Consider the following 25,209-nt stretch of genomic DNA (forward strand, 5'->3'; position numbering starts at 1 on the left):
CGATAATCAAATCCTCCTGCCCCCGCCGAGCAACAGCTAAGCCGACCCAACGACAATGAATTCACTATGCCGGATTGCTATTCCTCGGTCCTCTTTCTGGATCGGGATGACAGCGGCTCACTGAAGTTTTCAATGCGCTCTTCGGGCTGCATGCCCGCCATCTCGGCGGTGAAGAATCGTGCTGGTGATACTCCGATTGCTTGGGCCAGTGAAAACATTTCGATAACGTCCAGCCTTCTCTGACCGCGCACAATGTAGCCAACTTTGGCCGGATAGCATCCCAGTTTATCGGCAAGGTCGCGTTGGGTCATCACGCCCTAACTCATCGCTGCAAAACACCGGTGTCGCCGCTGTCCGCGAAACTTGATTCACGCTTCCTGCACGACGAGAGGGAAAGTGAATGCGGGGATCGGACGAGGCGAGCGGTTCGATCTTCAGTTATGTTGATCTTGAGCAGCGCATCCCTGCCCGGCATCCGTTGCGCAAGGTCCAACAGGTGGTGAATGGCGCGCTCGTCAGCCTCGATGATGAATTCGACCGGCTTCATGCCATGGGTGGTGGCCCCATGATCGCACCTGAACGTCCGATCCGGGTTGGCCTGCTGCAGATCCTGTTCTCGGTCCGCTCCGAGCGGCAACTGACGGAACAGATGCAGTGTAACCTGTTGTTGCGCTGGTTCGCCGATCTCGGGATCAATGATCCGGTCTCGGGTGAAGGACGCGCGACGCCCCGGAGCGAAGGCCGACAGTCTTCACCAAGAACCGCGACCGGCGGCTGACGACCGAGATGTCGCACAAAGTGATGGCAGCAATCCTCGCGGATCGCGACGTGGGACCGCTTTTGTCGGACAGGCATTTCGCTGACGCGGACCTTCGATTCTGTTCGATGGCACGCTCATCAAGTGAGCCATCTAGGTGCTATCGGTCCGAGCCCGGTGGCGAATGGGCGTCGACGAAAGGCTTCCGACCGAAGCAGGCGACGACCGCGCCCTGCGATGACGGTGGATCCGGTAATCCGCCACCCTCAGCCTATCGACCTTGAAACCTACGAATGATCCCATCCTCAGCCGACCCGGATGACCACGCCGAAGCCTGACACCGGGAAGGCCGGAGAAAATTTTCTGGGGCGAAAAGCGCTCGAATGCGACACACGCATCACTCACGGATCCGGAGGTGCGGCTCTACAAAAAGTCCCCGGTGCCCGTGCAATCCTTTGCTTCATGGGTGGAGGAGGGTCAGAAAACGGGCCGGGGGACCGTTCTCCCGAATGCCTGTGCCACACACACCGCATGCGGCGTGGCACAGACGAAATGCTCGGCGATCGACGGCCGGACTACCCGCCATGCAGGTTATGCGATCTCGCAGCGGCGCCGAAAAAAGATCGACGAGCCCTTCGGATGGGCAAGATGGTGGGGCCCATTACACAAACCATGCTGCGAGGAGTCAAACGGATCGCTGCCCAGTTCACCCTGACGATGGCAGCCTGCAATCTTGTGCGCCTGCCCGGATTGCTCGCTGCATAAGGCGGAGCCCGCCATGTCGGCGGGCCAGCCGCCGGGTGCGGCAGCCCTCACGGGTTATTGACGAGCAATATCCACCTGCCGCGGGTTATTCAGCGACGTGTTAGGAACCGCGCTCTCACCAGTTTTGGGGTCACCGCTTGGAAACCCGCAGTCCGGATTGTGTTCGTCATAGTATCTCTCGCGCGCTATTACTTGACACGCGATATGCGAAAAGCATCTGGTAAACAGCTTAGCAAAGATCGTTGCAGTGGTTTCTAAACCTTTTGTCGGGAACGTATCGACCCGGCGGGATCTGTACGGGTTAACCCGCTAATCCGAATGCCTCTGCTGGCATGCGCATGACAAGTGCCAGATGCGGGCGCTGTGTATTGTAGAACTGGGTTTAGCCCCCGATGGCGCGACGGCGTGTTGGATGCTTTCGAAGCGATAGCGATGCATGCGGTGCTCTCTCAGCGTCCATATCACGCGCTCGACCAAAGCGTTCTGCTGCGGGTAGTGCGAGGTGAAGAACTCCTGCTTCTGACCACGGCAGCGGATCAAGGCCGCGGAATGGCGGTTGCTGTTGAGTGAGCCCGAAGACACCATCGGTCTGGCCCGATGGCGATTGCCATTGTCTGATCGTAACAGGAACTCGCGATTGACACGACTCAGGTTGCCGAAGCGGTTTATCAAGGCGTGCTCCAATGCGCGGGCGGCGGCTATCGCCTTGCCAATGCGAAAGCAGGTGCCAGCGAGGAAGTTCGCGGGTGTGGCAATCGATGGGTTCGCAGGATCGGGGAACAGTCCGGGGGCTGTTGTCCCGAAGAACGGCCAGTTCCTACGCCGGAATACCCCCTGCTCGGTGTTCTCTTTGAGCCCAGCAGGAACGCCATCGTGCGAAAGTCGAAAGAGGGGTTCTCCTTGATCATTGCCTAGGCGGCTCGGCGAAGCGCGGATCGATCTTCGGCGCGGATGCCGGTCGGTTGGTAATAGACCGGCCGCCGGGGCAGGCCGGCCCAGGCGCAGAGTTTCACCAGCGGTACCTTGAAGCTATCCACGAGCAGACCCTCATGGAACATCCGGATCTATTCCTCGCCATGGTCGCTCGAACCAGTGGCGCATCCATGGCTCGATCCCCCGTTTTCGCGGGCAGTTCCAGAATAGCCTCGCCGTGGGCTTCCTGCAGGTCGCGCAGCTGCTTCTTGTATTCCCGACGGACATAGGCGGATTGGTCGGCAGGGTCTGTTACGAGGCTTACACAGCCGCACTGCGGACAAGGTCCCGCGTAAATGCCCTGAGTGATCTCGACCACACGCCCTTCGGGGGGGCACTTGGACCCATGGCGGTCACCGCCTCAGTTGCGCTTGGCCATCCACCTCCTTATGACATATTCCAATAGTTCGCTCATCACCACGTTTCAATACCTGCAGCGGGAGCGGGTTTTCAGCTGGGCGATACATCGCGGCACGAGCCAAGACATAGTCACGTATCGCGATGTAACCACGCAAGGTGGCTCACCAAGATCTTATTGTCGGCAGTAGCTCTCGTGGGTTTGCCTCCTTTACTTTCATTGCTCGATGGTCGCGGTGGAGAAGGCAAGCCCATCCTGCCTACAGCCGCATTTTCCAAACGGTGCGAGGCAAAGGTTGTTGAGCAGTTTATCTTAAAGAGGGGCACTCGCGAAAACCAAAAGACCCCGCCAGTTTGCGCTGACGGGGTCTCTGGAAGCGAAAGTGTTCCGAAAACTTTACTCTCTGTTACCCATGAACTGCAGCAGGAACATGAACAGGTTCAGGAAATCCAGATACAGTTGTAGCGCGCCCATGATCGCGGCCTTGCCAAGGAAATCGCGGTCCGAGTTTGCCAGTTGCAGGTAGGTGTTCTTGATGTTCTGCGTGTCATAAGCCGTCAAACCAGCAAAGATCAGCACACCCAGACCCGAAATGGCGAACTGCATCGCACTCGATTTCAGGAAGATGTTCACGATTGACGCGACGATCAGACCAATGACGCCCATCATCAGGAAGGTGCCGAAACCGGACAGATCCTTTTTGGTCGTGTAGCCCCAGATCGACAGGCCAGCAAAGGCGATTGCCGTCACAAGGAAGGTCTGCACGATCGAGACCGAGGTATAGGTCGCGAAGATCCAGCTGATCGAAATGCCCATCATGGCGGCGAAGGCGTAGAACAGGGTGGTCGCGCCTTGCACCGAAAGACGGTTCAACGCGGCTCCGAAAGCGAAGACCATTGCGAGCGGCGCGAACATCACCACCCATTTGAGCGGCGATAGGTAAAGCGTCTTGCCGAACTCGGTCAGGTACTGGCCATTGCCGAGCGCGTAGGGGGTTTGGACCTCGGACAGGGCCAATCCGGCCATGCCCCAAGCAGCACCTGCAGTGACCAACATGCCCACGGCCATCAGGCCGTAGACCTTGTTCATATAGGCCCGAAGCCCTTCATCCACGGCAGCCGAGCGCGTCGCGGTCCCGGCCGTGCGGATCGTGTTATAGTCTTGCATCAGGTTCTCCCCGGTCGAAATTCGCGGTGCGGCCGATCCGACCCACCATCCGCACAGATATTGGCAGAGTCTCGATATTTTTCAATGTTTCTCGTGCCGGAATCGGTGTCCGAGCACTTTGGATACGTAAAATTGCGCTTTGTTGCGGACCGATTTCGGTAACTTATCGGAACTAGTGCAAAAAAGAGAAAAGCACTGGCGGAAACTCGCCTAATGGGTGCAAACATGCCTTTTAGGACAACCGAACTATTTTCCTGTATTCACACAAGATTTACGATGCCATATTTCCGCTAAGGTGTCGCGGGGGATTGCAAATTCGGGTTCGAGCCACTGATCGAAGGTGACAGTATCTTTTTCGTCAGGTTCTTGGGTTTTACGCTCGATAATTGCGACTCCTTGGTATAGCGCCCCTATAGATTGAGTGAGGTGTTACCATGAAGCATAATGTCGATGTCCATGTCGGAAAGCGCATCCGTCATCGCCGCTGGATGATCGGAATGACCCAGCAGCAGCTGGCTGAGAAGGTGGGCATCAAATTTCAGCAGATCCAGAAGTACGAGACCGGAATGAACCGGGTTTCTGCGTCGCGTCTGTGGGACATTGCCCAAGCCGTCGACGTGCCGGTCAGCTTCTTCTTCGAAGGACTCGAAGAAGGTCAGACCCATCAGGCGGTCGAAGGCGATATTCTGGCCGATAAGGAAGCCTTGCAACTGGTACGTGCTTATTATGCGATGCCAGAAGCGCAGCGCCGCCAGATCTTCGAACTTGCAAGGGTGCTCTCGGACGCGGCCTGAAGCGGTCGGTAACGATGTGACGGGGTTCCGCTTTCGGCGCGCCGCCGCTAATCCTGCAACCGAAGCAGGCTTACGGGGATAGCAATGGGACAGGAACAGCAATCGGTCGATGCAACGGTCAGGCCCACGATCCCGGTCGAGACGATCGATCAAATCGTGGCAACGGCACACCGGTTGGCAGATGCCGCCCGGACCGAAACCTTGCGTCTGTTCCGCAGTCCGGAACTTAGCCCGATCAACAAGGCAACTACCGGTTTCGATCCGGTAACCGAGGCCGATAAGGCCAGCGAGCGTGCAATGCGCACGATTTTAGGGGCAGAACGTCCCGATGACGCAATTCTGGGCGAAGAATATGGCGCAAGCCCCGGCTCAACCGGACTGACATGGGTGCTGGACCCGATTGACGGGACACGTGCCTTCATGTCCGGCGCTCCTAGCTGGGGCGTGCTTATCGGCGTCACCGATCAACATGGGCCGATCTATGGCATCGTCGATCAACCCCATTTGGGCGAGCGGTTCGAAGGCGGCTTCGGTCGTGCGATGCTTATCGGGCGCGAAAGCAATTCGGCGTTGAAGGCTCGGCGAGGGGTCAACCTGTCGCAGGCAACCGTGATGACGACCTATCCCGAAGTTGGCAGTGCCGATGAGCAGGCGGCCTTCCAGCGTGTCGCCACTCAGGCACGATTGGTGCGGTACGGGCTGGATTGCTATGCCTACGCTTTGCTCGCTGCGGGGCATGTCGATCTGGTGATCGAGGCCGGATTGCAGTCCTATGATGTTGTCGCGCCGATCGCTGTCGTTCAGGCAGCGGGCGGGATTGTCACCGATTGGAAAGGTGGACCTGCGCATCAGGGTGGCCGCATTATCGCCGCAGGCTCTGCCGAGCTTCACGCCGAGGCGCTGGAACTTTTGGCCGCCCAGCCGACAGGCGATTGAGGCTTTCGGGCGCAGCGTTTAAGGTGCCTGCAAGCACGAAACGCCCGATAAGAGGAGCCAGCCATGATCGAGCAACGCGAAGCCGAGACTGACTCCTCTGAAGACGATTTCCAAATGAGCCGGCAGGATCTGGATGCCATCAACAGGGCCATCGACGAAGCCGATGGTCCCGGCCTTGATGCGCTTCTCGAGCCGATGCACGCCGCCGATATCGCGGATCTGATCGAACAACTGACCGCCCAGCGGCGGCGGCAGTTCCTGAGCCTTTACTCGGGCGAGATCGACGGCGACATTCTGACCGAGATCGACGAATCCGTTCGCGACGAGGTCATCGAGCAGCTTCCGCGCGACGTTCTTGCGGACGCAGTCCGCGAGATGGACAGTGATGACGTCGTCGATCTGATCGAGGACATGGAGGAACCCGAGCAGCAGGCGATCCTTGCCGCTCTGGACGAATCCGACCGTGTCGCGGTCGAGCAATCGCTGACCTATCCCGAATACTCCGCTGGTCGTCTGATGCAGTCCGAGGTCGTGACGGCACCCGAGCATTGGACCGTGGGCGAAGCCATCGACTTCCTGCGTCAGGAGGACTGGCTGCCCGATCAGTTCTATCACGTCATCCTGGTCGATCCGCGCCGACATCCGGTCGGTTATGTCACCTTGGGTAAACTGCTGGCCTCGCGGCGGCATATCTTGCTGCGCGAGATCACCGAGGACAGCTTCCGCACGATCTCGGCCCGCCAGGATGAGGGGGACGTCGCGCATGCGTTCAACAAGTATCACCTGATCTCGGCCCCGGTCGTCGACGAGCATGACCGGTTGGTCGGCGTCATCACAATTGACGACGCGATGGCGGTTCTGGATGAGGAGCACGAAGAGGACATCCTGCGTCTGGCCGGTGTTGGTGATGACAGTTCGATCTCAGACTCGGTGATCGAGACCGCACGTCAGCGCGTGCCCTGGCTGGCGGCGAATATCGGCACGGCGATGATTTCGGCCTCGGTGATTTCGTTGTTCGAGAGCGCTATCGCCAAGCTGGTCGCTTTGGCGGTGCTGATGCCGATCGTCGCGTCGATGGGCGGAAATGCGGGCACGCAGACCCTGACAGTCGCGGTGCGCGGTCTGGCCACCAAAAGTCTGACCCGCGCCAACACGATGCGGATCGTGCGCCGCGAAATGCTGGTCGGTGTCCTGAACGGGTTGATTTTCGGCCTGATCATGGGGGCCGTTACCTACCTCTGGTTCCACGATCTCAAGCTGAGCCTTGTGATCGGAATGGCCATGATCGTGAACCTGTTCGTTGCAGCGCTCGGGGGCATTCTGGTTCCGCTTGGACTGGTGAAGGCAGGCGCTGATCCCGCGCTGGCCTCGGGGACGTTCGTGACGACGGTGACGGATGTCGTGGGCTTCTTCACCTTCCTCGGCCTTGCCTCGGTGGTGCTGCTGTGAAGTCCGAACTGCGAAATATGGCGCTGGCCGCCAGAAGTGCCGGCGGTGACAATGAGGCACTGACCCGCAACCTGATGCAGGTTCTGGCTCCTCATCGCGGCAAGGTTCTTGCGGGCTATTGGCCGATGCGCGACGAGGCAGACCCGCGGACGGCGATGCGCGAATATTCTGGTGCCGTCTGCTTGCCGGTTGTGACAGGTCCAGCGCGCCCGTTGGTCTTTCGTCTGTTCGACGGTCGGCTAGATCGCGGGGGCTTCGGTACCAGCCATCCTCCCGCTGACGCGCCCGAGATCGAACCCGACGTACTGATCGTGCCACTAGCAGGCTTTGACAGGGCTGGTCATCGTCTGGGCTATGGCGGTGGCTATTACGACCGGACATTGCACCGATTGCGGGCCGGAAAAACGGTGACGGCTATTGGATTCGCCTTTGCCGTGCAAGAAATCCCCGCGATTCCCTTCGAGTCGACCGACGAGCGGCTGGACTTCATTGTGACCGATCGCGAAATTCTGGCGTTTCCGTAAGAAAACCGGCATTCCATCCGCTTCCGGCGGCCCTGTGGGCGGAACTGTGGAAAACTTTCAGGCCCTTTCTCGAAGCTGGCCGGATTGCGGAATTTTTCGCCAACTCCTGAGAATTCACTTCTTTTGACAGGGTGGATTCGAATCTTTTCAGCGAATGGCATGGTGCTTCTGTCAACGTTTTCGATGTCATTTCCCTGAAATATTTCAGTTGAAATGTGTCGGGGGACACGGCAGTTTGTGGTCACCGAAGGGGCTGCCCACCAAATCTGGTAGCAAAGCTGGGCGTCCTGAATTGGAACAAGAACAAATGGATGTCTGGTCTGCTGGCATCGTCAGATTGCTGGCCGGGTCTGCTCCACCTGGTTTGGTCATCAGGGGTGCTGAATGCACCGATAGCGAAGAACTCTTGATCCCTTGAACGGGAGGGCAAGAAGGTCGGGCGGCGAAGACCGCACAGGGGCGCGATAAACCGGACGTCACGATCCGGAGCGACCCAAGGAAGGCGATCTGTTTCAGGATCGTTCCGACATTGAGCAGGGGCATGACATGCCACCCTAAACGTGATCCGCCAGATCGGCATCGCGGGGACAGTAAAGAAACTGGCGGCTCTTGCCTTGTTGGCAGGCCGCCTTTTTCGTCCATCTTTTACGGGAAACACGAATACGGGGAACCAAAGGGCTGCTTTGACGCTTCACAGAAGCGCCTCGAACAAGTCACGATCAGTTCATTCTTTGCGAGCGTGGTTCATTTGCAACGCACCTGAAAATATCATTGAAAGTGAGCATATTGCTAGGGCCACGCCAGGCCGCGCGGTATCGAAGGAGACCAATGCGATGAAGAACCTCTCACCCCGTCATTTCCTAACCGCCTCAAGCATTGCTCTGCTCGTGGCGCTTTCAGCGGCCCATGCCCAGCAGCCTGCCACATCGCAGGCCGACGCCGCCCAAGCCGCAGCGAACGACAATAAGCCGTTGGCCGCAGCCGATAGCACTGCCCGCAAAGAGCAGGTCATGCCCGAGACATTTGCCGACCTCGTCGAGCAGGTCAGTCCGGCGGTCGTGAACATCACCACGACTTCGACCGTAGCCTCTCCGATTGCAGGTGGCCCACAATTGCCCGAGGGCAGCCCTTTCTCGGATCTGTTCCGTGAATTCGGCTTCCCCGGCTTCCCGCAAGGCCCCGATGGCAGCCCGCGCGGTGGTCCGATGCAGGAACAACGCTCGAATGCACTCGGTTCGGGCTTTGTGGTCTCGGCAGACGGTCTGATCGTCACGAACAACCACGTGATCGAGGGCGCGGATGAAATCGAGATCGAATTCTTCTCGGGCAAGACCCTGCCTGCGAAGGTGATCGGCAAAGACGACAAGACCGATATCGCGGTTCTCAAGGTCGAAAGCCCGCAGCCCTTGCCCTTCGTCAAATTCGGCGACAGCGACAAGGCTCGTGTCGGCGATTGGGTTCTGGCCTTGGGCAACCCGCTGGGGCAGGGCTTCTCGGCCTCGACCGGTATCGTCTCGGCCCGGAACCGCGCCCTGTCGGGGACTTATGACGACTTCATCCAGACCGACGCAGCGATCAACCGCGGCAACTCGGGCGGGCCGCTGTTCAGCATGGATGGCGAGGTCATCGGCGTGAACACCGCGATCCTGTCGCCGAATGGCGGTTCGATCGGGATCGGCTTCTCGATGGCGTCGAATGTGGTCAGCAAGGTTGTCGATCAACTGGAGGAATTCGGCGAGACCCGTCGCGGTTGGCTTGGCGTCAAGATCCAGCCCGTGACCGAAGATATCGCCGAATCGCTGGGCTTGGCCGAGGCAAAAGGCGCGATGGTGACCGATGTTCCGACCGGTCCCGCTGCTGACGCGGGCATGAAATCGGGCGACGTGATCACCAACTTTGCCGGTGGTGAGGTGAAAGATCCCCGCGATCTGGTTCGTCGCGTTGCGGACGCTCCGGTGGGCGAAGCGGTCGACGTGACCGTACAACGTGACGGTAAGCCTTTGGACCTGAAAATCACGCTCGGACGCCGCGAACTGGCCGAAGGCGGCGAATCGGCCAAACCGGGTAAACCGGGTGAGGCTTCGCCGTCGAAGTTGATGGGTATGTCGGTCACCGAAGTGACGCCGGAACTCGCCGCCGAGATCGGCATCCCGACCGATTCCAAGGGCCTTGTGGTGCGTGAAGTCGATCCCGAAGGTGCCGCGGCCGACAAAGGGCTGGCTCCCGGCGATCTGATCACCGAAGCGGGGCAGCGTCCTGTGGTGTCGATGGCAGACCTCTCGGCCCGGATCGATGAGGCCAAGGAGGCCGGTCGCAAGTCGATCCTGCTGATGGTGCGCCGTTCGGGTGAACCGCGGTTTGTCGCGCTGCCAATCGGCTGAACTTGATATCAGCGGCCCCTGATCGGGGCCGCTTACCCGAAACGCGAAAAGGGGCGCCCGATGAGCGCCCCTTTTGCTATTCCGTAACTGCCAAAATCAGGGCTTCGGGGCCGCTTGCGGCGCAAGATCCTTGTTTGCTTCGGCCAGCGCGTCGAGACCTTTGGTGAAGCCCGACAGCGACAGCGACAGTTTCACCATCTGCTCTTTCGGCGCCCCGAAGGGCATCAGCGAAACGGTGGCTTTGTTGCCTTTTTTCATCGGGGTCAGTTCGGCGTCGGTCAGCCCCACGCGCGAGATACAGCCGACCTGGGCGCACAGCATGAACGGGTAGCGCGCGACTTTACCGCTGTCGATCTGCAGACCAAGCCCGGCCTGCAGATCGGTTTCCAGCGGCGACACAAAGGTGATCACGGCTTTGACGTCACCGTTCATCGGCAGGATCGAGGTTTCTGCCACTGCCGCGCCGTTCTGGTCTTTCAGCAACTGGTAAAGCTCGCAAGGATCCTTGCCATCCTCGGTCTTCATGCAGCGGAGGGTCCAGTCGCCATGGGTTTCCTTGGCGTAGGCCTGACCGACCTTCGGCTCAACATTGGTCGGTGCCTCGGCGGTGGCTGCCGGTGCTGCTGCTGCCGGAGCGGCGGGGGCTGCGGCAGCGGGCGCTTCGGCTGCGGGGGCAGGGGTGGTGGCCGCCGGCGCAGCAGCAGGCGCTTCGGTTGCCGGAGCAGGTGCCGGCGTCTCTTGCGCCATTGCGACTCCTGCCGAAGTGGCGATGGAGAAGATGGCAGCGATCAGCGCCGCGGACGTCCTGTTGGCCATGGTAATCTTCCTTTGGTCCAAGTTTGTGGGCTTGGTCCTATCACGCGCATTTTTACTTGTCAGTCGGGTTTGCGTGCCGGATCGTCAACTTTGCGTTTCATTTCCGTGTCAGAAACGAGTTGCTCAAATAACGCAGCCAAGGTCAAATATTGAAAAGGGCCCGAGCACTTCTATGCCCGGACCCCCTCGCTTCCCTTCCCTGCCGGACTAGCCGGTCTTCATTGGCGTGAAAACTAGTTGCGGCTATCCAAGCCGTCAACTGTCCTATTCGCCATATTGTCGCATCCGGAAAATGACCTAAGAATCACTCGATGGACTGCCTCTAAGGTGATGAAATCTGCAGAAAAAAGAACCGCGCCCGAAGGCGCGGCAGTCCAACAGGGAGGAAAGCCGGGGAGGGATAAACACCCGACTCTCCGGCATAACTACACTGGCACAAAAAGGTTTCAGTTGTATTCTTCTTTTCTGTTGCGCGACTGAAATTTTCTGTGCCCGAGGAACCGAATGACTGAAATCGTCGATCTGGATGCCGGAACCCTATTCGTCGGAGGCGGCTCGGAAGGCTACGCCACCGCCCAGCAAATCCTGCTGAAATATGCCAATCGTCACGGGTTGATCGCAGGCGCGACCGGTACCGGCAAGACGGTCACGTTGCAGACATTGGCCGAATCCTTTTCGCTGGCTGGCGTGCCGGTCTTCATGGCCGATGTAAAGGGCGATCTGGCCGGAATCGCTAAGGCGGGCAGCGCCGACGCGCCGTTGAACGAAGCGTTCCAGAAACGTGCGGCCCAAATCGGCATCACGCTTGATTACCAGTCCTTCCCGGTAACCTTCTGGGACATCTGGGGTGAACGCGGTCATCCCGTTCGCACCACATTGGCCGAGATGGGACCGCTGCTGCTGTCGCGTCTGATGGGGCTGACCGATGCGCAAGAAGGTGTCCTGAATATTGCCTTCCGCGTGGCCGACGAGGAAGGTTTGGCGCTGCTTGACATGAAAGACCTGCAATCCATGCTGGTCTGGGTCGGTCAGAACGCCAAAGACCTGAGTCTGAAATACGGCAATGTCTCGACAGCGTCGGTGGGCGCGATCCAACGCTCGCTGATGGTACTGGAAAACGAAGGAGGCTCGTTTCTGTTCGGAGAACCCGCGCTCGAGCTTGCCGATATGATGCGGGTAAATGCGTCGGGAAAGGGCACGATCAATATCCTGTCCGCCGAACGCCTGATGAGCTCGCCGCGCCTTTATGCGACGTTCCTTCTGTGGCTGATGTCGGAACTGTTCGAGCAGCTGCCCGAGGTGGGTGATCCGGACAAACCTTGCATCGCGTTTTTCTTCGACGAGGCGCATTTGCTGTTTGACGGTGCGCCTCCGGCATTGGTCGACAAGATCGAGCAAGTGGCGCGGCTTATCCGTTCGAAAGGGGTCAGCCTGTGGTTCATCAGCCAGAACCCCGCTGACCTACCGGAATCCGTGCTGGGACAACTCGGGAACCGCGTGCAACACGCGCTGCGGGCGTTCACCGCCAAGGATCAAAAGGCGCTGAAGCTTGCCGCGCAGAACTATCGCGCCAACCCTGAATTCGACATCGCCGAGGCAATTCAGGCCGTCGGCACCGGCGAGGCAGTGACATCGCTGCTAGAAGCCAAGGGCGTGCCGGGGATCGCGCAGCGTACGCTTATCCGTCCGCCGCTAGCGCAGCTTGGCCCGATTCCCGACGAGGATCGGGTGTCGATGATGAAGGCCTCGGCCATGGCCGCAAAATACGAAAAGACGCTGGACCGTGAATCGGCTTCGGAATTGCTGGCCAAGCGCGCTGAACAAGCCGCAAAAGAGGGTGAGCAGGCCGAGGCGAAAGCCTCGGATGCCGATCTGTGGAATATCGAGCCCGAGCACAAGCGCGGGCGACGCTATGATCCGTCGATCCAGATCCGCGATCAGGCCAAGCCTGCTGCGCGTTCGTCCAATCGGGACACGATCGCATCGGCCTTTGGCAAAAGCCTCGCCCGACAATTGGGAACCAAGACCGGACAGGCGCTGGTCAGGGGTGTGCTGGGATCGCTTTTCCGGGGCAAGTAACAGCGCTAGGCGCGGCCAGAGCGGTTTCCGCAAGGATTGCGATCAGCAGCATGATGTGGCGCTGCAGATCGTAATCCGCCTTCACCTCCAGCCGCGCATCATTCAGTTCCTGCTCTTGCGCGTATAAACGAGGCAGGGCTGCCGCGGGAGCAGGCAGATCCTCGCAGCGCAGGATTCTCTTCAACTCCTTGCTACGATTGAACGAGGCCGCGCCGTGTCGCGCGGCCTGAACCAGCAATCGCGGCCGACGCAGGACTGCGGTTTGTGGCCGCGGCTGGAACTGGATCACATTGGGCATCATCGTCATGTCGGTTTCTCCGGCTCATTGGTGTAACCATCGTTTAACAACCATAACGTGTGTTGCGTATTCATCCCGAGCGCCGCGCGGAGCAGCAAGAATTCTTTAGGGATTGTTAGGAATCATCTAAGGGTCTCGGCCGCCTATGACCGATTGGCGATACGACACCAAACAACCAAAAGGCGAGTGATCGCCGGCTCGCCTCCGGAAAGCGAAGGAATGATGATGACCATTCAAGCGGGTGATTTGATCGTGGGTGCTGCGTTGGCTGGTATACCGTCCGGCGTTCGGGCCGCACTTGGTACACCGCTCAGCATCCAACAGCCGCTGCCCGTCCCTTTTCCGGCCCCGTCCGAGGATGGCGACCTCGGTCTATATCTGCGCCATGTCGAAGGCGGTGAAACGATCCGCTCACTGGCACGGGAACTGGGTTGCCATGCCTCGACCATCCTGCGCCGTATCCGCCGTTTCGAGTCGCGCCGCGACGATCCGCTTGTCGATCAAGGCGTCGATCGGGTCGCGCAGGGCGCGACGTCGGTCGAAGATAGCAAAGCATCGCTCAAGCTTGGCCGTACCGGCATGAACCAGATCGTCCGCATTCTGCGGCGTCTGGCAGAACCGGCGGCGCAACTCGTGGTCGCTGACGGGTTGGAGAAAGCCATTGTTGTGCGCAATGAAATCCGCACCGCCATTCTCGATCGGGAACTGGCCGAGCATATGGCGATCCGGTCATGGGTACAGATGGCGGGTCAGGGCAAGGTCTGCCGCTATGTGATCTCGCCGCAAGGACGCGAAGTTTTGCGCGGGCTGATCGCGTCGCGCGGGGCAGGAATGCTGCCGCAAGAGCCTGACTTCGCCAATGCCTCGCCGGTCGGGGAATTGGCCGGTTGCGCCGAAGAAGCCGCCAGCTTTTCCCATGCCGAGCAGCATCGCCAGTGGGAAGACCGCGTCATCACCGACCCCGAGGATGGCCGCCGCCGCCGCACGCGTGTCAATCTGGCCGAAAGCCCGCTTCTGATGCTGGCCCGCCGTCGCGAACAGAACGGGACGCCCTTTCTTGCCGCCGAACTTGTCGCGGCAGGAGAGCGTCTGCGCGAGGATTTCGAACTTGCCCAGATGGGGCCGCGCATCACCCAGAACTGGGACGGTTTTCTGACCGCCGGCATAGATGTGTCGCGCAGTAGCACCGGTTTCGGCGGCGGTTCTGAAAACGCCCGTAACCGTGTCGCCGCAGCGCTGCGCGAACTGGGGCCTGGCCTGGGCGACATGTGCCTGCGCGTTTGCTGCTTCCTTGAGGGCATCGAAATGACCGAACGTCGCCTTGGCTGGTCGGCCCGTTCCGGCAAGATCGTGCTGCGATTGGCGCTAATGCGGCTCGAGATGCATTACCGCCAGACCTATGGCTCGGGCGCACCGCTGATCGGTTAATTGCACACGCGGCGCTTGTCCCTGCGGGGTGCAATGCACAACTAAGGCCCCGGAAACATTTGCCGGAAGGACTATGGAAAGCATTCTCGCCCTTTTACAGGACCCCGCCGCGTGGGTTGCACTTGCAACACTGGTGGTGATGGAAGTCGTGCTTGGCATCGACAACCTGATCTTCATCTCGATCCTGACCAACAAGCTGCCTGAGCAGCACCGCGAGCGTGCCCGCCGCATCGGAATCGGTCTGGCCCTGATCATGCGTCTGGGTCTGCTTGCGACCGTCGCCTGGATCGTACGTCTGACGGAACCGGTCGTGACCATTCTTGGCAATGAGTTGTCGTGGAAGGACATCATCCTGATTGCAGGTGGTCTGTTCCTTGTCTGGAAGGCCACCAAGGAAATCCACCACCACGTTGATCCCAATGATCGCGAGGATACTCTGGTAGGTGCCGCCGTCGCGACTTTCGGCGGCGTGATCGTCCAGATCCTCATTCTGGATCTGGTGTTTTCGATCGACAGCATCATCACCGCCGTCGGCATGACCCCTCATGTCGAAATCATGGTGGTGGCCGTTGTCGCGGCTGTGACGGTCATGCTCCTGGCGGCGAATCCGCTGGCAAACTTCATCGAAAAGAACCCGACCATCGTCATGCTGGCACTGGCGTTCCTGTTGCTGATCGGCACGACACTGATCGCCGAAGGCTTCGGCGCGCATGTTCCCAAGGGCTACATCTATGCCGCGATGGCCTTCTCGGCCGGTGTAGAGGCGCTGAACATGTGGGCCCGAAACAGCCGGATGAGGCGCGAAGACAAATAAGCCAGAAACCGATCGCGGCGCGGGGGAATTTCCCTCGCGTTTTGCATTCCGGACACGGCGTTGCGTTCGCGACTGCAAAGGTCTATTTCTTCGCCAACCGCGACCGAAAGGACAGGACCTTGCGCGATCTCCGGATACCCGACCAGCGACACCCCGAGAAGGCTCATCGGCCCGATCAGGACCAGCCAAAAAAGCCTTCGTGGATCCGTGTGAAGGCTCCGACATCGGAAGGATACAAGCAGACCCGCGACATCATGCGGGACAACCGGCTCTCGACGGTCTGCGAAGAAGCGGGCTGCCCGAATGTCGGCGAATGCTGGTCGCAGGGCCACGCCACCATGATGATCATGGGCGAGATCTGTACGCGCGGTTGCACCTTCTGCAACGTCGCCACCGGCAAGCCGCAGGCCCTGGACGTGTTCGAGCCGGGTCGCGTTGCCCATGCCGTGCAGAAGCTTGGCTTGAAGCATGTCGTCATCACCTCGGTTGACCGTGATGATCTGTCGGATGGCGGTGCGGATCACTTCGCCCAGACCATTCGCGCGATTCGGCATCGCTCGCCCAGTTCGACCATCGAGGTTCTGGTTCCCGATTTCCTCAAATCCGATGCCGGAGCGATGGAGATCGTTGTCGAAGCCCGTCCTGATGTTTTCAACCACAACCTCGAAACGGTTCCGGGCCTTTATCCGCAGGTCCGTCCGGGCGCGCGTTATTTCCATTCGCTGCGCCTGTTGCAAAAGGTCAAGGAGCTCGACCCCACGATGTTCACCAAGTCCGGCATCATGGTCGGACTGGGAGAGGACCGTCAGGGCGTTCTGCAGGTCATGGACGACATGCGCGCCGCCGATATCGACTTCATCACCATCGGCCAGTACCTGCAGCCGACCCCGAAGCACCACCGCGTTGACCGATTTGTCACCCCCGAGGAATTCGCGGGCTACGAAAAATCGGCCTATGGCAAAGGCTTCCTGATGGTTTCGGCGACTCCTTTGACGCGCTCGTCCTATCATGCGGGGGACGATTTCGCACAATTGCGCGCGGCACGGCTCAAGAAGCTGGGGCGGGCGTAAACTGCCTCTTGCAAAAGCTTTCGCAGCACCTTAGTCGGGTGGCAGAAGGCCCGAGTGGCGGAATGGTAGACGCAGCGGATTCAAAATCCGCCGCCGCAAGGTATGTCGGTTCGAGTCCGACCTCGGGTACCAACCTTCGGATTTGACGCTGAAGCGATACCGGCGCGACCCATCGGGTCGCGTTTGTCGTTCTGGCCAAGCCTTATCCGTCCGTCACCCGCATCTTGCGAAGATCGTGGCATTTTGGTATCCGCGCGATCCCGATCTCAATGGTATTCAAGTTGTCTCGCGACCGCTGACCAATCGGCTCGTTTTCGCGCCATCGCCGCTCGGGACATAATCGAGGCCCCAATGACACTGCCGAATAGCAACAAGATCGAACGTGAAGTGACCGCGAAAACCACCACCGACGCCGCCAAGCTTTCGGTTGCCCCGATGATGGATTGGACCGACCGTAACTGTCGGTTGGTGCATCGCACGCTGTCGCGGCGGGCCTTGCTATATACCGAGATGGTGACGGCGCAGGCGGTGATCCATGGCGATCGTGGCCGCTTGCTGGATTACGACGCGGTCGAGCATCCCTTGGCCCTGCAACTTGGCGGTTCCGATCCTGCGATGCTCGCCGAGGCGACACGGATCGCCTCGGATTGGGGTTATGACGAAATCAACCTGAATGTCGGTTGCCCGAGTGATCGCGTGCAGTCGGGCTGTTTCGGCGCGGTCCTGATGACCATGCCGCAACTGGTGGCAGATTGCGTGCAGGCGATGATGCGGGTCAGTCCGGTCGAGGTTACCGTGAAATGCCGCATTGGCGTGGACGACCAGATCCCCGAGGACGTCCTTCCGGCATTCCTGTCGTTGATGCGTGATAGCGGTGTGCGGCGGATCGCCGTGCATGCACGCAAGGCATGGCTACAGGGTCTGTCGCCGCGCGAAAACCGCGAGATTCCTCCGTTGGACTATCCTCTGGTTCATCGCATGAAAGCCGAATTCCCCGATCTGCACCTGTCGATCAACGGAGGCATTGCGTCAATCGATGAGGTGCAGGGGCACCTGCAGGTCATGGACGGCGCCATGGTTGGTCGCGCGGCCTATCATCAACCTTGGGATATTCTGGGTGCGGCCGACCGGCTATGGGGCGAAGAGCCGAATTTCTCCAATCCGATCGACGCTGCTCGTGTCATGCGGGCCATGATTGATGAGCATGTGACAAATGCTGGCAGGTTGCACCAGTTCAGTCGCCATATGCTGGGCATGTTCCACGGTCGGGCCGGTGCGCGCGGTTGGCGCCGATTGCTGTCCGAGGGTGCATCCAAGGCCACAACCCGCGTTGAAGCCTTGGCAGTTTACGACGCCGCCCTTGCGGAAGTGGCTGAAATTACAGCCATTTAGGCCCTCTCTGCGGCTTTGGCCTTATCCCAAAGCGCGTCCATCTCGGCCAGATTGCTGTCCTCCGGACGACGGCCTTCAGCTGCAAGCTGAGCCTCGATCGAACGGAAGCGGCGAGTGAACTTGGCATTGGCGGATCTAAGCGCCTCTTCGGGGTCGATGTCGAGATGGCGAGCCAGATTCGCCATGACGAACAACAGGTCGCCGAACTCTTCGGTTTGGTGCGCGTGGTCCGTGGTTTCTCGCGCCTCGACCAGTTCGGCAGCTTCCTCCTGGATCTTGGCCAGAACGTCCTGAGGCCCAGGCCAGTCAAAGCCCACGCGAGCGGCGCGGTTCTGCAATTTCAACGCACGGCTTAGTGCGGGCAGCCCCAGCGCGACGCCATCCAGCACGCCCTTCTCGGCTTTTGCCGCGCGTTCCTGCGCTTTGATCGCTTCCCAGTCCTTGACCTGCTGTTCGGCCGACTTGTCGCGGGATTCGTCGCCGAAAACATGGGGATGGCGCGAGATCAGCTTGTCCGACACCGCCTTCACCACGTCGTCGAAGCCGAACATTCCGGCCTCGTCGGCCATCTGGGCATGGAACACAACCTGCAGCAGCAGATCGCCCAACTCACCGGGCAACTCGTCCCACGCTTCGCGCGCGATAGCATCGGCGACTTCATGGGCCTCTTCGATGGTGTAGGGCGCGATGGTGCCAAAGTTCTGTTCGATGTCCCACGGGCAGCCGGATTTCGGGTCGCGCAGCGCCGCCATGATCGCCAGAAGCCGGGGAATACCGGTTTCGTCCGCCATGGCAGATCTGTCCGCCAACGCCGGATGCAATGCGTCATGTGCCATGATCTACCTTTCCCGATCAGAGGAATTCATTCTGTGCCCTTGAACTGCCACAGGTGCCGGTCCAAGTCCACGCTGCCACCCTGCCTGCTGGCGGAGTCGTTATTCCACGCTTTCTTGCCATCCATCGGACAGGCAGATACGGTGCGCGCCAACTCCGCCGGGGGACCGCCCGGATAATGCCTGAGAAAGGGATCAACCCATGTTCGTGACCCCCGCCTATGCCCAAGCCGCCGCCCCCTCGGGCGCAGCCAGCATTGCTTCCTTCCTGCCGCTTATCCTGATCTTCGTCATCATGTATTTCCTGATGATCCGCCCGCAGCAGAAGCGCATGAAAGAACACCGCGCCATGGTCGAAGCGGTCAAGAAAGGCGACGAGGTCGTGACCCAGGGCGGCATGATCGGCAAGGTGACCTCGGTCCGCGACAACGAGTTGGAAGTCGAAATCGCACCGGGCGTCAAAACCCGCGTCGTCCGCTCGACCATCACCGGCGTCGTGAACAAAACCGCACCCGCCGCTGCCAATAGCTGAGACAACCGCTCGCCATGCTTCAAATCCCCGCCTGGAAACGTGTGCTGATCCTGGGGCTGATCGCCTTGGGTCTGCTGTTTGCGATGCCGAACCTGTTTTACGGCAAGGTCGAATCGCATAACGACGCCATCGCCAATATGGAACGTTCCGGGGTCGAGACGCCCGAGGATCTTGCCGCCCGTGCGGCATGGCCCGACTGGCTTCCGTCCGGATTGGTCAATCTTGGTCTCGACCTGCGCGGGGGGGCTCACTTGCTGGGCGAAGTCCATGTCGCCGACGTCTACAAAGCGCGGATGGACAGCCTTTGGCCGGAACTTCGTGACGCGCTGGTTGCTCAGCGCGACACCATCGGTGCGGTGCGCCGTGTCACGGCACCGGATGGCCAGCTGATCGTCGAAATCTCGAATGCCGAGCAGATCGCGAAAGCGGTCGAGATCGCGCGTGGTCTGGCTGTGCCGGTCACCTCGATCAGCGGCGCGGGTCAAAGCGATCTGGACATCAAGGGCAGCGGAAACCGTCTGACGGTACAACTGTCCGACGCCGAGAAAGCCGCGACGGACGACCGCACTGTCCAGCAATCGCTGGAAATCATTCGCCGTCGTATCGACGAGGTCGGCACGCGCGAGCCGACCATCATGCGTCAGGGTGCCGACCGCATCCTGATTCAGGTGCCCGGCATCGGTTCCGCCGAAGAGTTGAAGCAGTTGATCGGCACGACCGCGAAACTGACCTTCAACCCCGTCGTCAGCCGTGGCACCGACGCGAATGCGCGCGTCGCGGCAGGGCAGGTCGTGCTGCCCTCGATGGACGAGCAGGGCGTCTATTACACGCTCGAACAAAGCCCCGTCGTCACCGGCGAGGATCTGACCGATGCGCGCCCGAGCTTCGACCAGAACGGCCAACCGTCGGTCGATTTCCGCTTTGGTCCCACGGGCGCCAAGCGTTTCGGCTCGTATACCTCGTCGAATATCGGCCAGCCGTTTGCCATCGTTCTGGACAATCAGGTGATTTCTGCGCCGGTCATCCGGCAGGCCATCACCACGGGTTCGGGCCAGATTTCTGGTTCGATGGATGTCGAAAGCTCGACCCGTCTCGCGGTCCTGCTGCGTGCTGGTGCGCTTCCGGCCGAGATGACCTTCCTTGAAGAACGGACCATCGGTCCCGAACTCGGGCAGGACTCGATTGACGCAGGGCGTCTGTCCTCGATCATCGCGACGGTTGCGGTCGTGGCCTACATGATCGCCAGCTACGGCCTGTTCGGCGTATTCGCCTCGGTCGCGGTGATCGTCAACGTTATCCTGATTCTGTCCATCATGTCGATGATGGGCGCGACTTTGACGCTGCCCGGTATCGCGGGGATCGTGCTGACCGTTGGTACGGCGGTTGACGCGAACGTCATCATCTACGAACGCATCCGCGAGGAATTGCGGCGTGGCAAACGCGTGGTCAAAGCCATCGATGACGGCTTCAGCGAAGCCATGAGCGCGATCATCGACGCGAACGTGACGACCTTCATTGCCGCGATGGTGATGTTCTTCCTTGGCTCGGGTCCGGTCAAAGGTTTTGCCGTGACGCTAACCATCGGGTTGGTCACCTCGGTCTTTACCGCGATCTTCCTGACCCGCTTGCTGATCGTGCTGTGGCTCGATTGGCGCAAACCGAAGCAACTGGTTCTGTAAGGGGGCGAGGATATGGCATTCCGTCTGAAACTGGTCCCCGATGAGACCAATGTTAACTTTTTCCGCTGGCAGTGGCTGACCTTCGGTATCTCGGCCGTCGCAATGGTCGGCTCGATCTTCGCCGTGCTGTTCATGGGTCTGAATTTCGGTATCGACTTCAAGGGCGGCACCACGATCCGGACCGAAAGCCCTGCGGCTTTCGAGGTCGGCGATTACCGTCGCGTGCTGGATGATCTGCAGATCGGCGATGTCTCGATCACCGAAGTGTTCGACCCGAGCTTCGGCGAATCAAAGCATGTGGCGATGATCCGCATCGGCACCACGGACGAGACAGGTTCGGTTACCCCAGAAGAACTGAACAAGGTCGAGGCCGCGCTGAAAACCGTGGACCCGCAAGTCAGCTTCGCCGCAGTCGAGTCGGTCGGCCCCAAAGTCTCGGGAGAGTTGATCAAAACCGCAATCTATGCGGTTGGTGCGGCGACGATTGCGATCATGTTCTATATCTGGCTGCGCTTCGAATGGCAGTTCGCCATCGGTGCGGTGGTCTCGATCATGCATGACGTGTTGCTGACGGTCGGGATTTTTGCTGTGTTCCAGCTTAAGTTCGACCTGACCACCATCGCGGCGCTGCTGACGACCTTGGGCTATTCGGTCAACGATACGGTCGTGGTTTTCGACCGGCTGCGCGAGAACCTGATCAAGTTCAAGGCCATGCCACTGATCGACGTGATGAACCTGACGGTGAACGAAACGCTGTCGCGCACGGTGATGACCGCTGTCACCACGGCGCTGGCGCTGACCGCGATGTATGTCTTTGGCGGCGACGTCATTCGTGGCTTCGTTTTCGCGATGCTCTGGGGCGTGTTCGTCGGGGCGTATTCGACGGTCTATGTCGCCAAGAACATCGTGTTGTGGCTGGGCGTGAAACGTGACTGGTCGAAGCCCGATCCGAAAGAGGCCAAGGACGACATTCCGGCCGCCTTCCGGGACGCGCCCTGATGTCGGCGATGACACCTACCGAGTTCCTTGGGGCCGTTCCGATTGACGGCTATGGCCCCGGGTTCTTCCGCGTCGGGGGCAAGGTCCATCACGGCTCGATCATCGTCACTCAGGACGGTGTGCTGCCTTGGGGCGGGCTGGATGATGTCCAACCGCTTCTGGACCTCGCCGGTTCGGTCGATGTCCTGTTCATCGGGATGGGGGCGGATGTCGCGTTTCCTCCGCGCCCCTTGACCTCGGCCCTTGAGGCTGCCGGTGTCATGCCCGAGCCGATGGGTTCGCCCTCGGCCGCACGCAGCTACAATGTCACCCTGTCCGAGGGCAGGCGCGTCGCCTGCGCTTTGCTGCCGCTATGACGTTGATCTCGGTCCGTGATCTGGCCGTCGCCCGCGGCGGCCTGCGCGTGATCGAGAGTTTGGATTTTTCCTTGTCGGGCGGGCAGGCCTTGGTTTTGCGCGGCCCGAACGGTTCGGGCAAGACCACGCTTCTGCGCACGCTGGCGGGACTTCAACCCGCCGTCGCGGGCCAGATCGACTGCCCCCCCGATTCAATCGCTTATGCTGGCCATGCGGACGGGCTGAAACCCGCATTGACCGTGTCCGAAAACCTGAGTTTCTGGGCGTCCGTCTTTGGTGGCCCCGCTATCGGGCCCGCTCTTGTGGCGATGAACCTGACGGAGTTGACGGCGCGCCCCGCGCATACCCTATCGGCGGGCCAGAAGCGGCGTTTGGGACTGGCACGGTTGATGGTGACAGGACGTCCGCTTTGGCTACTGGACGAACCGACCGTCTCGCTGGACAGCAATTCGGTCGCGCTGTTTGCAGCCATGCTGCGCGCCCATTTGGCGGCTGGCGGCGCTGCACTTGTTGCGACCCATATTGATCTGGGCCTGCCTGAAGCGGGGTTGCTGGATCTGACGCCATATCGCGCGAACTTGACGCGGCGCGATGACCGCCCTGCCGGTTTCAACGAGGCCTTTGCATGAAGGCGCTGCTGTGGCGTGATCTTCAACTCGCGATTCGGGCCGGAGGCGGCTTTGGCCTGTCACTGGCCTTCTTCCTGATCGTCTGCACTCTTGTCCCCTTTGGCGTCGGAGCCGATGGCGGGCAGTTATCCCGAATTGCTGCGGGCATTCTGTGGGTCGGCGCGCTGTTGTCCTGCCTGCTGTCGCTCGACCGCATTTTTGCGCTGGACCACGAGGATGGCAGCCTTGACCTTTTGGCGACCGCTCCGCTGCCGCTAGAGGGCATGGTCGCGATCAAAGCCTTGGCGCATTGGCTGACGACCGGTCTGCCGCTGGTGATCTGCTCGCCCGTTCTGGGGATCTTGCTGCACCTTCCGGGCGCTGCCTATCCGTGGCTGGTCTTGTCTCTGACAGTCGGGACGCCGGCATTGTCGATGCTGGGGGCGTTTGGCGCTGCTCTTACGGTCGGTCTGCGTCGGGGCGGCCTGCTGCTTTCTCTGCTGGTTCTGCCGCTGTATGTGCCGACCTTGATCTTCGGCGCCGAGACCGTACGTCGTGGTCTGATGGGGACCGAGGTCACAACACCGCTGGTATTTCTGGCCGGAATCACCTTTGCCACCTTGGCATTGGTTCCCTTTGCTGCCGCAGCGGCTTTGCGGGTCAATCTGCGATGAATCACGTACCGACAGTTGAGCGGGCCAGCGCGAAGGGGTAGGGAGGAACACATGTCGATCTGGGAATATGCCAACCCCGTCAAGTTCTTGCGTGCCTCGGGCATTGTCTTGCCATGGATCGTGGCGGGAGCGGCGCTGTGTACGGTCGTCGGGTTGGTCTGGGGATTTCTGACGCCTGACGATTACCGGCAGGGCGCAACGGTCAAGATCGTATTCCTGCATGTTCCGGCCGCACTTATGGCGATCAATGCCTGGATGATGATGCTTGTCGCGTCCTTGGTCTGGCTGATCCGCCGTCACCATGTCAGCGCGCTGGCCGCGAAAGCCGCCGCGCCGGTCGGAGCCGTGATGACGCTGATCGCGCTGATCACCGGTGCCATCTGGGGGCAACCGATGTGGGGGACGTGGTGGGAATGGGACCCGCGTCTGACCTCGTTTCTTGTGCTGTTCCTGTTCTATCTGGGCTATATCGCCTTGTGGGAGGCGATCGAGGATCCCGACAGTGCCGCCGATCTGACCGGCCTTCTGTGCCTTGTCGGTTCGGTATTCGCCTTCCTGTCGCGCTACGCGGTCAATTTCTGGAATCAGGGCCTGCATCAGGGGGCCTCGCTTTCGGTTGCGCCGGGCGAGCGGATGTCCTCGGTCTATCGCTATCCGCTTTACGTTTCGATGCTGGGCTTTTTCCTGCTGTTTCTGGCTTTGGTGCTGATCCGCACCCGTACCGAGATCCGCCGTCGTCGATTGGCCGCATTGCTGGCACGGGAGCACCGCGCATGATCGAGCTTGGTAAATACGCCACCACGGTTCTGTCCGCCTATGGCATCAGCCTTGTGTTGCTGGTGGCCATCGTTCTGCAAACGGTGCGCGCCAACGCCCGCGCCCGCCGTGCGCTTGAGGAGTATGACAACCGTGGCTAGGATCAATCCATTGATCGCGTTGCCTCCGCTGGTATTTGGCGGCTTGGCGGTGATGTTCCTCTGGGGAATGCAGCGCGAGAATCCTGGCGAATTGCCCTCGGCTCTGGTCGGTCGCGAGGCTCCGCCAATCGGACAGCAGACTTTGTCGGGGAAAGTGCAACTGACCGACGAGATGCTGCGACAACCCGGCGTCAAGATCGTGAACTTCTGGGCCAGTTGGTGTCCGCCTTGCCGCGCCGAGCATCCGACCCTGACCGAGCTTGCGAAAGAGCTTCCGGTCTACGGGATCGACCTGAAGGACCCCGAGGGGGCGGCTTCCTCCTTTTTGTCTGAACATGGCGACCCCTTCCGCGCGCTGGCGACCGATCCGCGCGGCCGCACGGCCATTGATTGGGGCGTGACCGCGCCGCCCGAAACCTTCATCATCGATGGTGACGGCCAGATCCTCTACCGGCATGTCGGGCCACTGATCCGCGAAGACTTCACCAATCGCTTCCTGCCGCAACTGGAACAGGCGCGGGCCGCGGAATAGCGCTTACCGCTTTGCGGATTTGTGCCGTCCCACGGGTATTTGGGAAACGCAGACCTGCCGATCATCGCGCGTTGGGCCG

The 25,209-nt window shown here is 60.2% G+C and carries 24 protein-coding genes, 1 tRNA gene and 1 pseudogene; 21 read left to right on the forward strand and 5 right to left on the reverse strand.

Annotated elements, in window-relative coordinates:
* Positions 1 to 77: 77 nt before the first annotated feature.
* Positions 78 to 311: a helix-turn-helix domain-containing protein gene (locus GL286_RS16275; RefSeq protein WP_155096639.1), complete on the reverse strand. Its 234-nt coding sequence runs from the start codon at positions 309 to 311 to the stop codon at positions 78 to 80.
* An 89-nt stretch (positions 312 to 400) separates the two neighbouring features.
* Here GL286_RS16275 and GL286_RS16280 point away from each other — a divergent pair.
* Positions 401 to 1,522, forward strand: a pseudogene (locus GL286_RS16280) (transposase).
* 1,726 nt (positions 1,523 to 3,248) lie between these two features.
* On the opposite strand, the gene GL286_RS16285 reads toward GL286_RS16280, so the two are convergent.
* A complete protein-coding gene (locus GL286_RS16285; protein ID WP_155096640.1) occupies positions 3,249 to 4,019 on the reverse strand; it encodes a Bax inhibitor-1/YccA family protein in 771 nt (256 codons plus the stop codon).
* Positions 4,020 to 4,453: 434 nt separating this feature from the next.
* Between GL286_RS16285 and GL286_RS16290 the strand changes: the two genes are divergently transcribed.
* The 5 genes from GL286_RS16290 to GL286_RS16310 all read left to right on the forward strand — a co-directional run bounded on the left by GL286_RS16290 (position 4,454) and on the right by GL286_RS16310 (position 10,103).
* A complete protein-coding gene (locus GL286_RS16290) occupies positions 4,454 to 4,813 on the forward strand; it encodes a helix-turn-helix domain-containing protein (RefSeq protein WP_155096641.1) in 360 nt (119 codons plus the stop codon).
* A gap of 84 nt (positions 4,814 to 4,897) precedes the next feature.
* Positions 4,898 to 5,749 (forward strand): inositol monophosphatase family protein, encoded by an 852-nt coding sequence (locus GL286_RS16295; protein ID WP_155096642.1) that lies wholly within the window; start codon positions 4,898 to 4,900, stop codon positions 5,747 to 5,749.
* Positions 5,750 to 5,812: 63 nt separating this feature from the next.
* Positions 5,813 to 7,198, forward strand: coding sequence for a magnesium transporter (mgtE, locus tag GL286_RS16300; RefSeq protein ID WP_155096643.1), 1,386 nt, complete (start codon positions 5,813 to 5,815; stop codon positions 7,196 to 7,198).
* Positions 7,195 to 7,722 carry a 5-formyltetrahydrofolate cyclo-ligase gene (locus GL286_RS16305; protein WP_343038914.1) on the forward strand — a complete coding sequence of 176 codons (528 nt, stop codon included), beginning with the start codon at positions 7,195 to 7,197 and terminating at the stop codon, positions 7,720 to 7,722. Before mgtE ends, GL286_RS16305 begins: the two co-directional genes overlap by 4 nt.
* 833 nt (positions 7,723 to 8,555) lie before the next feature.
* The gene (locus GL286_RS16310; RefSeq protein WP_155096644.1) at positions 8,556 to 10,103 is read left to right on the forward strand and encodes a DegQ family serine endoprotease; all 1,548 of its coding nucleotides are present in this window, start codon (positions 8,556 to 8,558) and stop codon (positions 10,101 to 10,103) included.
* 96 nt (positions 10,104 to 10,199) lie between these two features.
* Here GL286_RS16310 and GL286_RS16315 read toward each other — a convergent pair whose 3' ends face one another.
* Positions 10,200 to 10,919, reverse strand: coding sequence for an invasion associated locus B family protein (locus GL286_RS16315; RefSeq protein ID WP_155096645.1), 720 nt, complete (start codon positions 10,917 to 10,919; stop codon positions 10,200 to 10,202).
* 504 nt (positions 10,920 to 11,423) lie between these two features.
* Here GL286_RS16315 and GL286_RS16320 point away from each other — a divergent pair.
* Positions 11,424 to 12,998: a helicase HerA-like domain-containing protein gene (locus tag GL286_RS16320; RefSeq protein WP_155096646.1), complete on the forward strand. Its 1,575-nt coding sequence runs from the start codon at positions 11,424 to 11,426 to the stop codon at positions 12,996 to 12,998.
* Here GL286_RS16320 and GL286_RS16325 read toward each other — a convergent pair.
* On the reverse strand, positions 12,961 to 13,305 hold the full coding sequence (locus GL286_RS16325; protein WP_155096647.1) for a DUF6477 family protein: 345 nt from the start codon (positions 13,303 to 13,305) through the stop codon (positions 12,961 to 12,963). The genes GL286_RS16320 and GL286_RS16325 overlap by 38 nt on opposite strands.
* A 210-nt stretch (positions 13,306 to 13,515) precedes the next feature.
* Between GL286_RS16325 and GL286_RS16330 the strand changes: the two genes are divergently transcribed.
* The 5 genes from GL286_RS16330 to dusA all read left to right on the forward strand — a co-directional run bounded on the left by GL286_RS16330 (position 13,516) and on the right by dusA (position 18,000).
* On the forward strand, positions 13,516 to 14,724 hold the full coding sequence (locus tag GL286_RS16330; RefSeq protein ID WP_155096648.1) for a DUF6456 domain-containing protein: 1,209 nt from the start codon (positions 13,516 to 13,518) through the stop codon (positions 14,722 to 14,724).
* A 73-nt stretch (positions 14,725 to 14,797) separates the two neighbouring features.
* Positions 14,798 to 15,538 (forward strand): TerC family protein, encoded by a 741-nt coding sequence (locus GL286_RS16335; protein WP_155096649.1) that lies wholly within the window; start codon positions 14,798 to 14,800, stop codon positions 15,536 to 15,538.
* A gap of 119 nt (positions 15,539 to 15,657) precedes the next feature.
* Positions 15,658 to 16,608 (forward strand): lipoyl synthase, encoded by a 951-nt coding sequence (gene lipA, locus GL286_RS16340; protein ID WP_155096650.1) that lies wholly within the window; start codon positions 15,658 to 15,660, stop codon positions 16,606 to 16,608.
* Positions 16,609 to 16,656: 48 nt separating this feature from the next.
* Positions 16,657 to 16,740, forward strand: a tRNA-Leu gene (locus tag GL286_RS16345).
* A 219-nt stretch (positions 16,741 to 16,959) separates the two neighbouring features.
* A complete protein-coding gene (gene dusA / locus GL286_RS16350) occupies positions 16,960 to 18,000 on the forward strand; it encodes a tRNA dihydrouridine(20/20a) synthase DusA (RefSeq protein WP_155096651.1) in 1,041 nt (346 codons plus the stop codon).
* Here the strand turns inward: dusA and mazG are convergent.
* A complete protein-coding gene (gene mazG, locus GL286_RS16355) occupies positions 17,997 to 18,791 on the reverse strand; it encodes a nucleoside triphosphate pyrophosphohydrolase (RefSeq protein ID WP_170295246.1) in 795 nt (264 codons plus the stop codon). The genes dusA and mazG overlap by 4 nt on opposite strands.
* A 244-nt stretch (positions 18,792 to 19,035) precedes the next feature.
* Here mazG and yajC point away from each other — a divergent pair, with 244 nt between their 5' ends.
* The 9 genes from yajC to GL286_RS16400 are packed head-to-tail and all read left to right on the forward strand — an operon-like array spanning position 19,036 to position 25,130.
* The gene (yajC, locus tag GL286_RS16360; protein WP_155096653.1) at positions 19,036 to 19,365 is read left to right on the forward strand and encodes a preprotein translocase subunit YajC; all 330 of its coding nucleotides are present in this window, start codon (positions 19,036 to 19,038) and stop codon (positions 19,363 to 19,365) included.
* Positions 19,366 to 19,379: 14 nt separating this feature from the next.
* On the forward strand, positions 19,380 to 21,044 hold the full coding sequence (gene secD, locus GL286_RS16365; RefSeq protein WP_155096654.1) for a protein translocase subunit SecD: 1,665 nt from the start codon (positions 19,380 to 19,382) through the stop codon (positions 21,042 to 21,044).
* A gap of 12 nt (positions 21,045 to 21,056) precedes the next feature.
* The gene (secF, locus tag GL286_RS16370; protein ID WP_155096655.1) at positions 21,057 to 22,043 is read left to right on the forward strand and encodes a protein translocase subunit SecF; all 987 of its coding nucleotides are present in this window, start codon (positions 21,057 to 21,059) and stop codon (positions 22,041 to 22,043) included.
* On the forward strand, positions 22,043 to 22,399 hold the full coding sequence (locus tag GL286_RS16375; protein ID WP_155096656.1) for an Mth938-like domain-containing protein: 357 nt from the start codon (positions 22,043 to 22,045) through the stop codon (positions 22,397 to 22,399). The genes secF and GL286_RS16375 overlap by 1 nt, the downstream gene beginning before the upstream one ends.
* Complete coding sequence (gene ccmA / locus GL286_RS16380; protein WP_155096657.1) at positions 22,396 to 23,028, forward strand: heme ABC exporter ATP-binding protein CcmA; 633 nt, start codon at positions 22,396 to 22,398, stop codon at positions 23,026 to 23,028. The genes GL286_RS16375 and ccmA overlap by 4 nt, the downstream gene beginning before the upstream one ends.
* Positions 23,025 to 23,681: a heme exporter protein CcmB gene (gene ccmB, locus GL286_RS16385; protein WP_155096658.1), complete on the forward strand. Its 657-nt coding sequence runs from the start codon at positions 23,025 to 23,027 to the stop codon at positions 23,679 to 23,681. The genes ccmA and ccmB overlap by 4 nt, the downstream gene beginning before the upstream one ends.
* Before the next feature lie 51 nt (positions 23,682 to 23,732).
* A complete protein-coding gene (locus GL286_RS16390) occupies positions 23,733 to 24,458 on the forward strand; it encodes a heme ABC transporter permease (RefSeq protein ID WP_155096659.1) in 726 nt (241 codons plus the stop codon).
* Entirely contained in the window at positions 24,455 to 24,598 is a 144-nt protein-coding gene (gene ccmD, locus GL286_RS16395) for a heme exporter protein CcmD (RefSeq protein WP_155096660.1), read from the forward strand. Before GL286_RS16390 ends, ccmD begins: the two co-directional genes overlap by 4 nt.
* Positions 24,591 to 25,130 (forward strand): DsbE family thiol:disulfide interchange protein, encoded by a 540-nt coding sequence (locus tag GL286_RS16400; protein ID WP_343038915.1) that lies wholly within the window; start codon positions 24,591 to 24,593, stop codon positions 25,128 to 25,130. The genes ccmD and GL286_RS16400 overlap by 8 nt, the downstream gene beginning before the upstream one ends.
* The last annotated feature ends 79 nt before the right edge of the window (positions 25,131 to 25,209 follow it).

This window comes from Paracoccus aestuariivivens, assembly GCF_009711225.1.
Taxonomy (GTDB): domain Bacteria; phylum Pseudomonadota; class Alphaproteobacteria; order Rhodobacterales; family Rhodobacteraceae; genus Paracoccus; species Paracoccus aestuariivivens.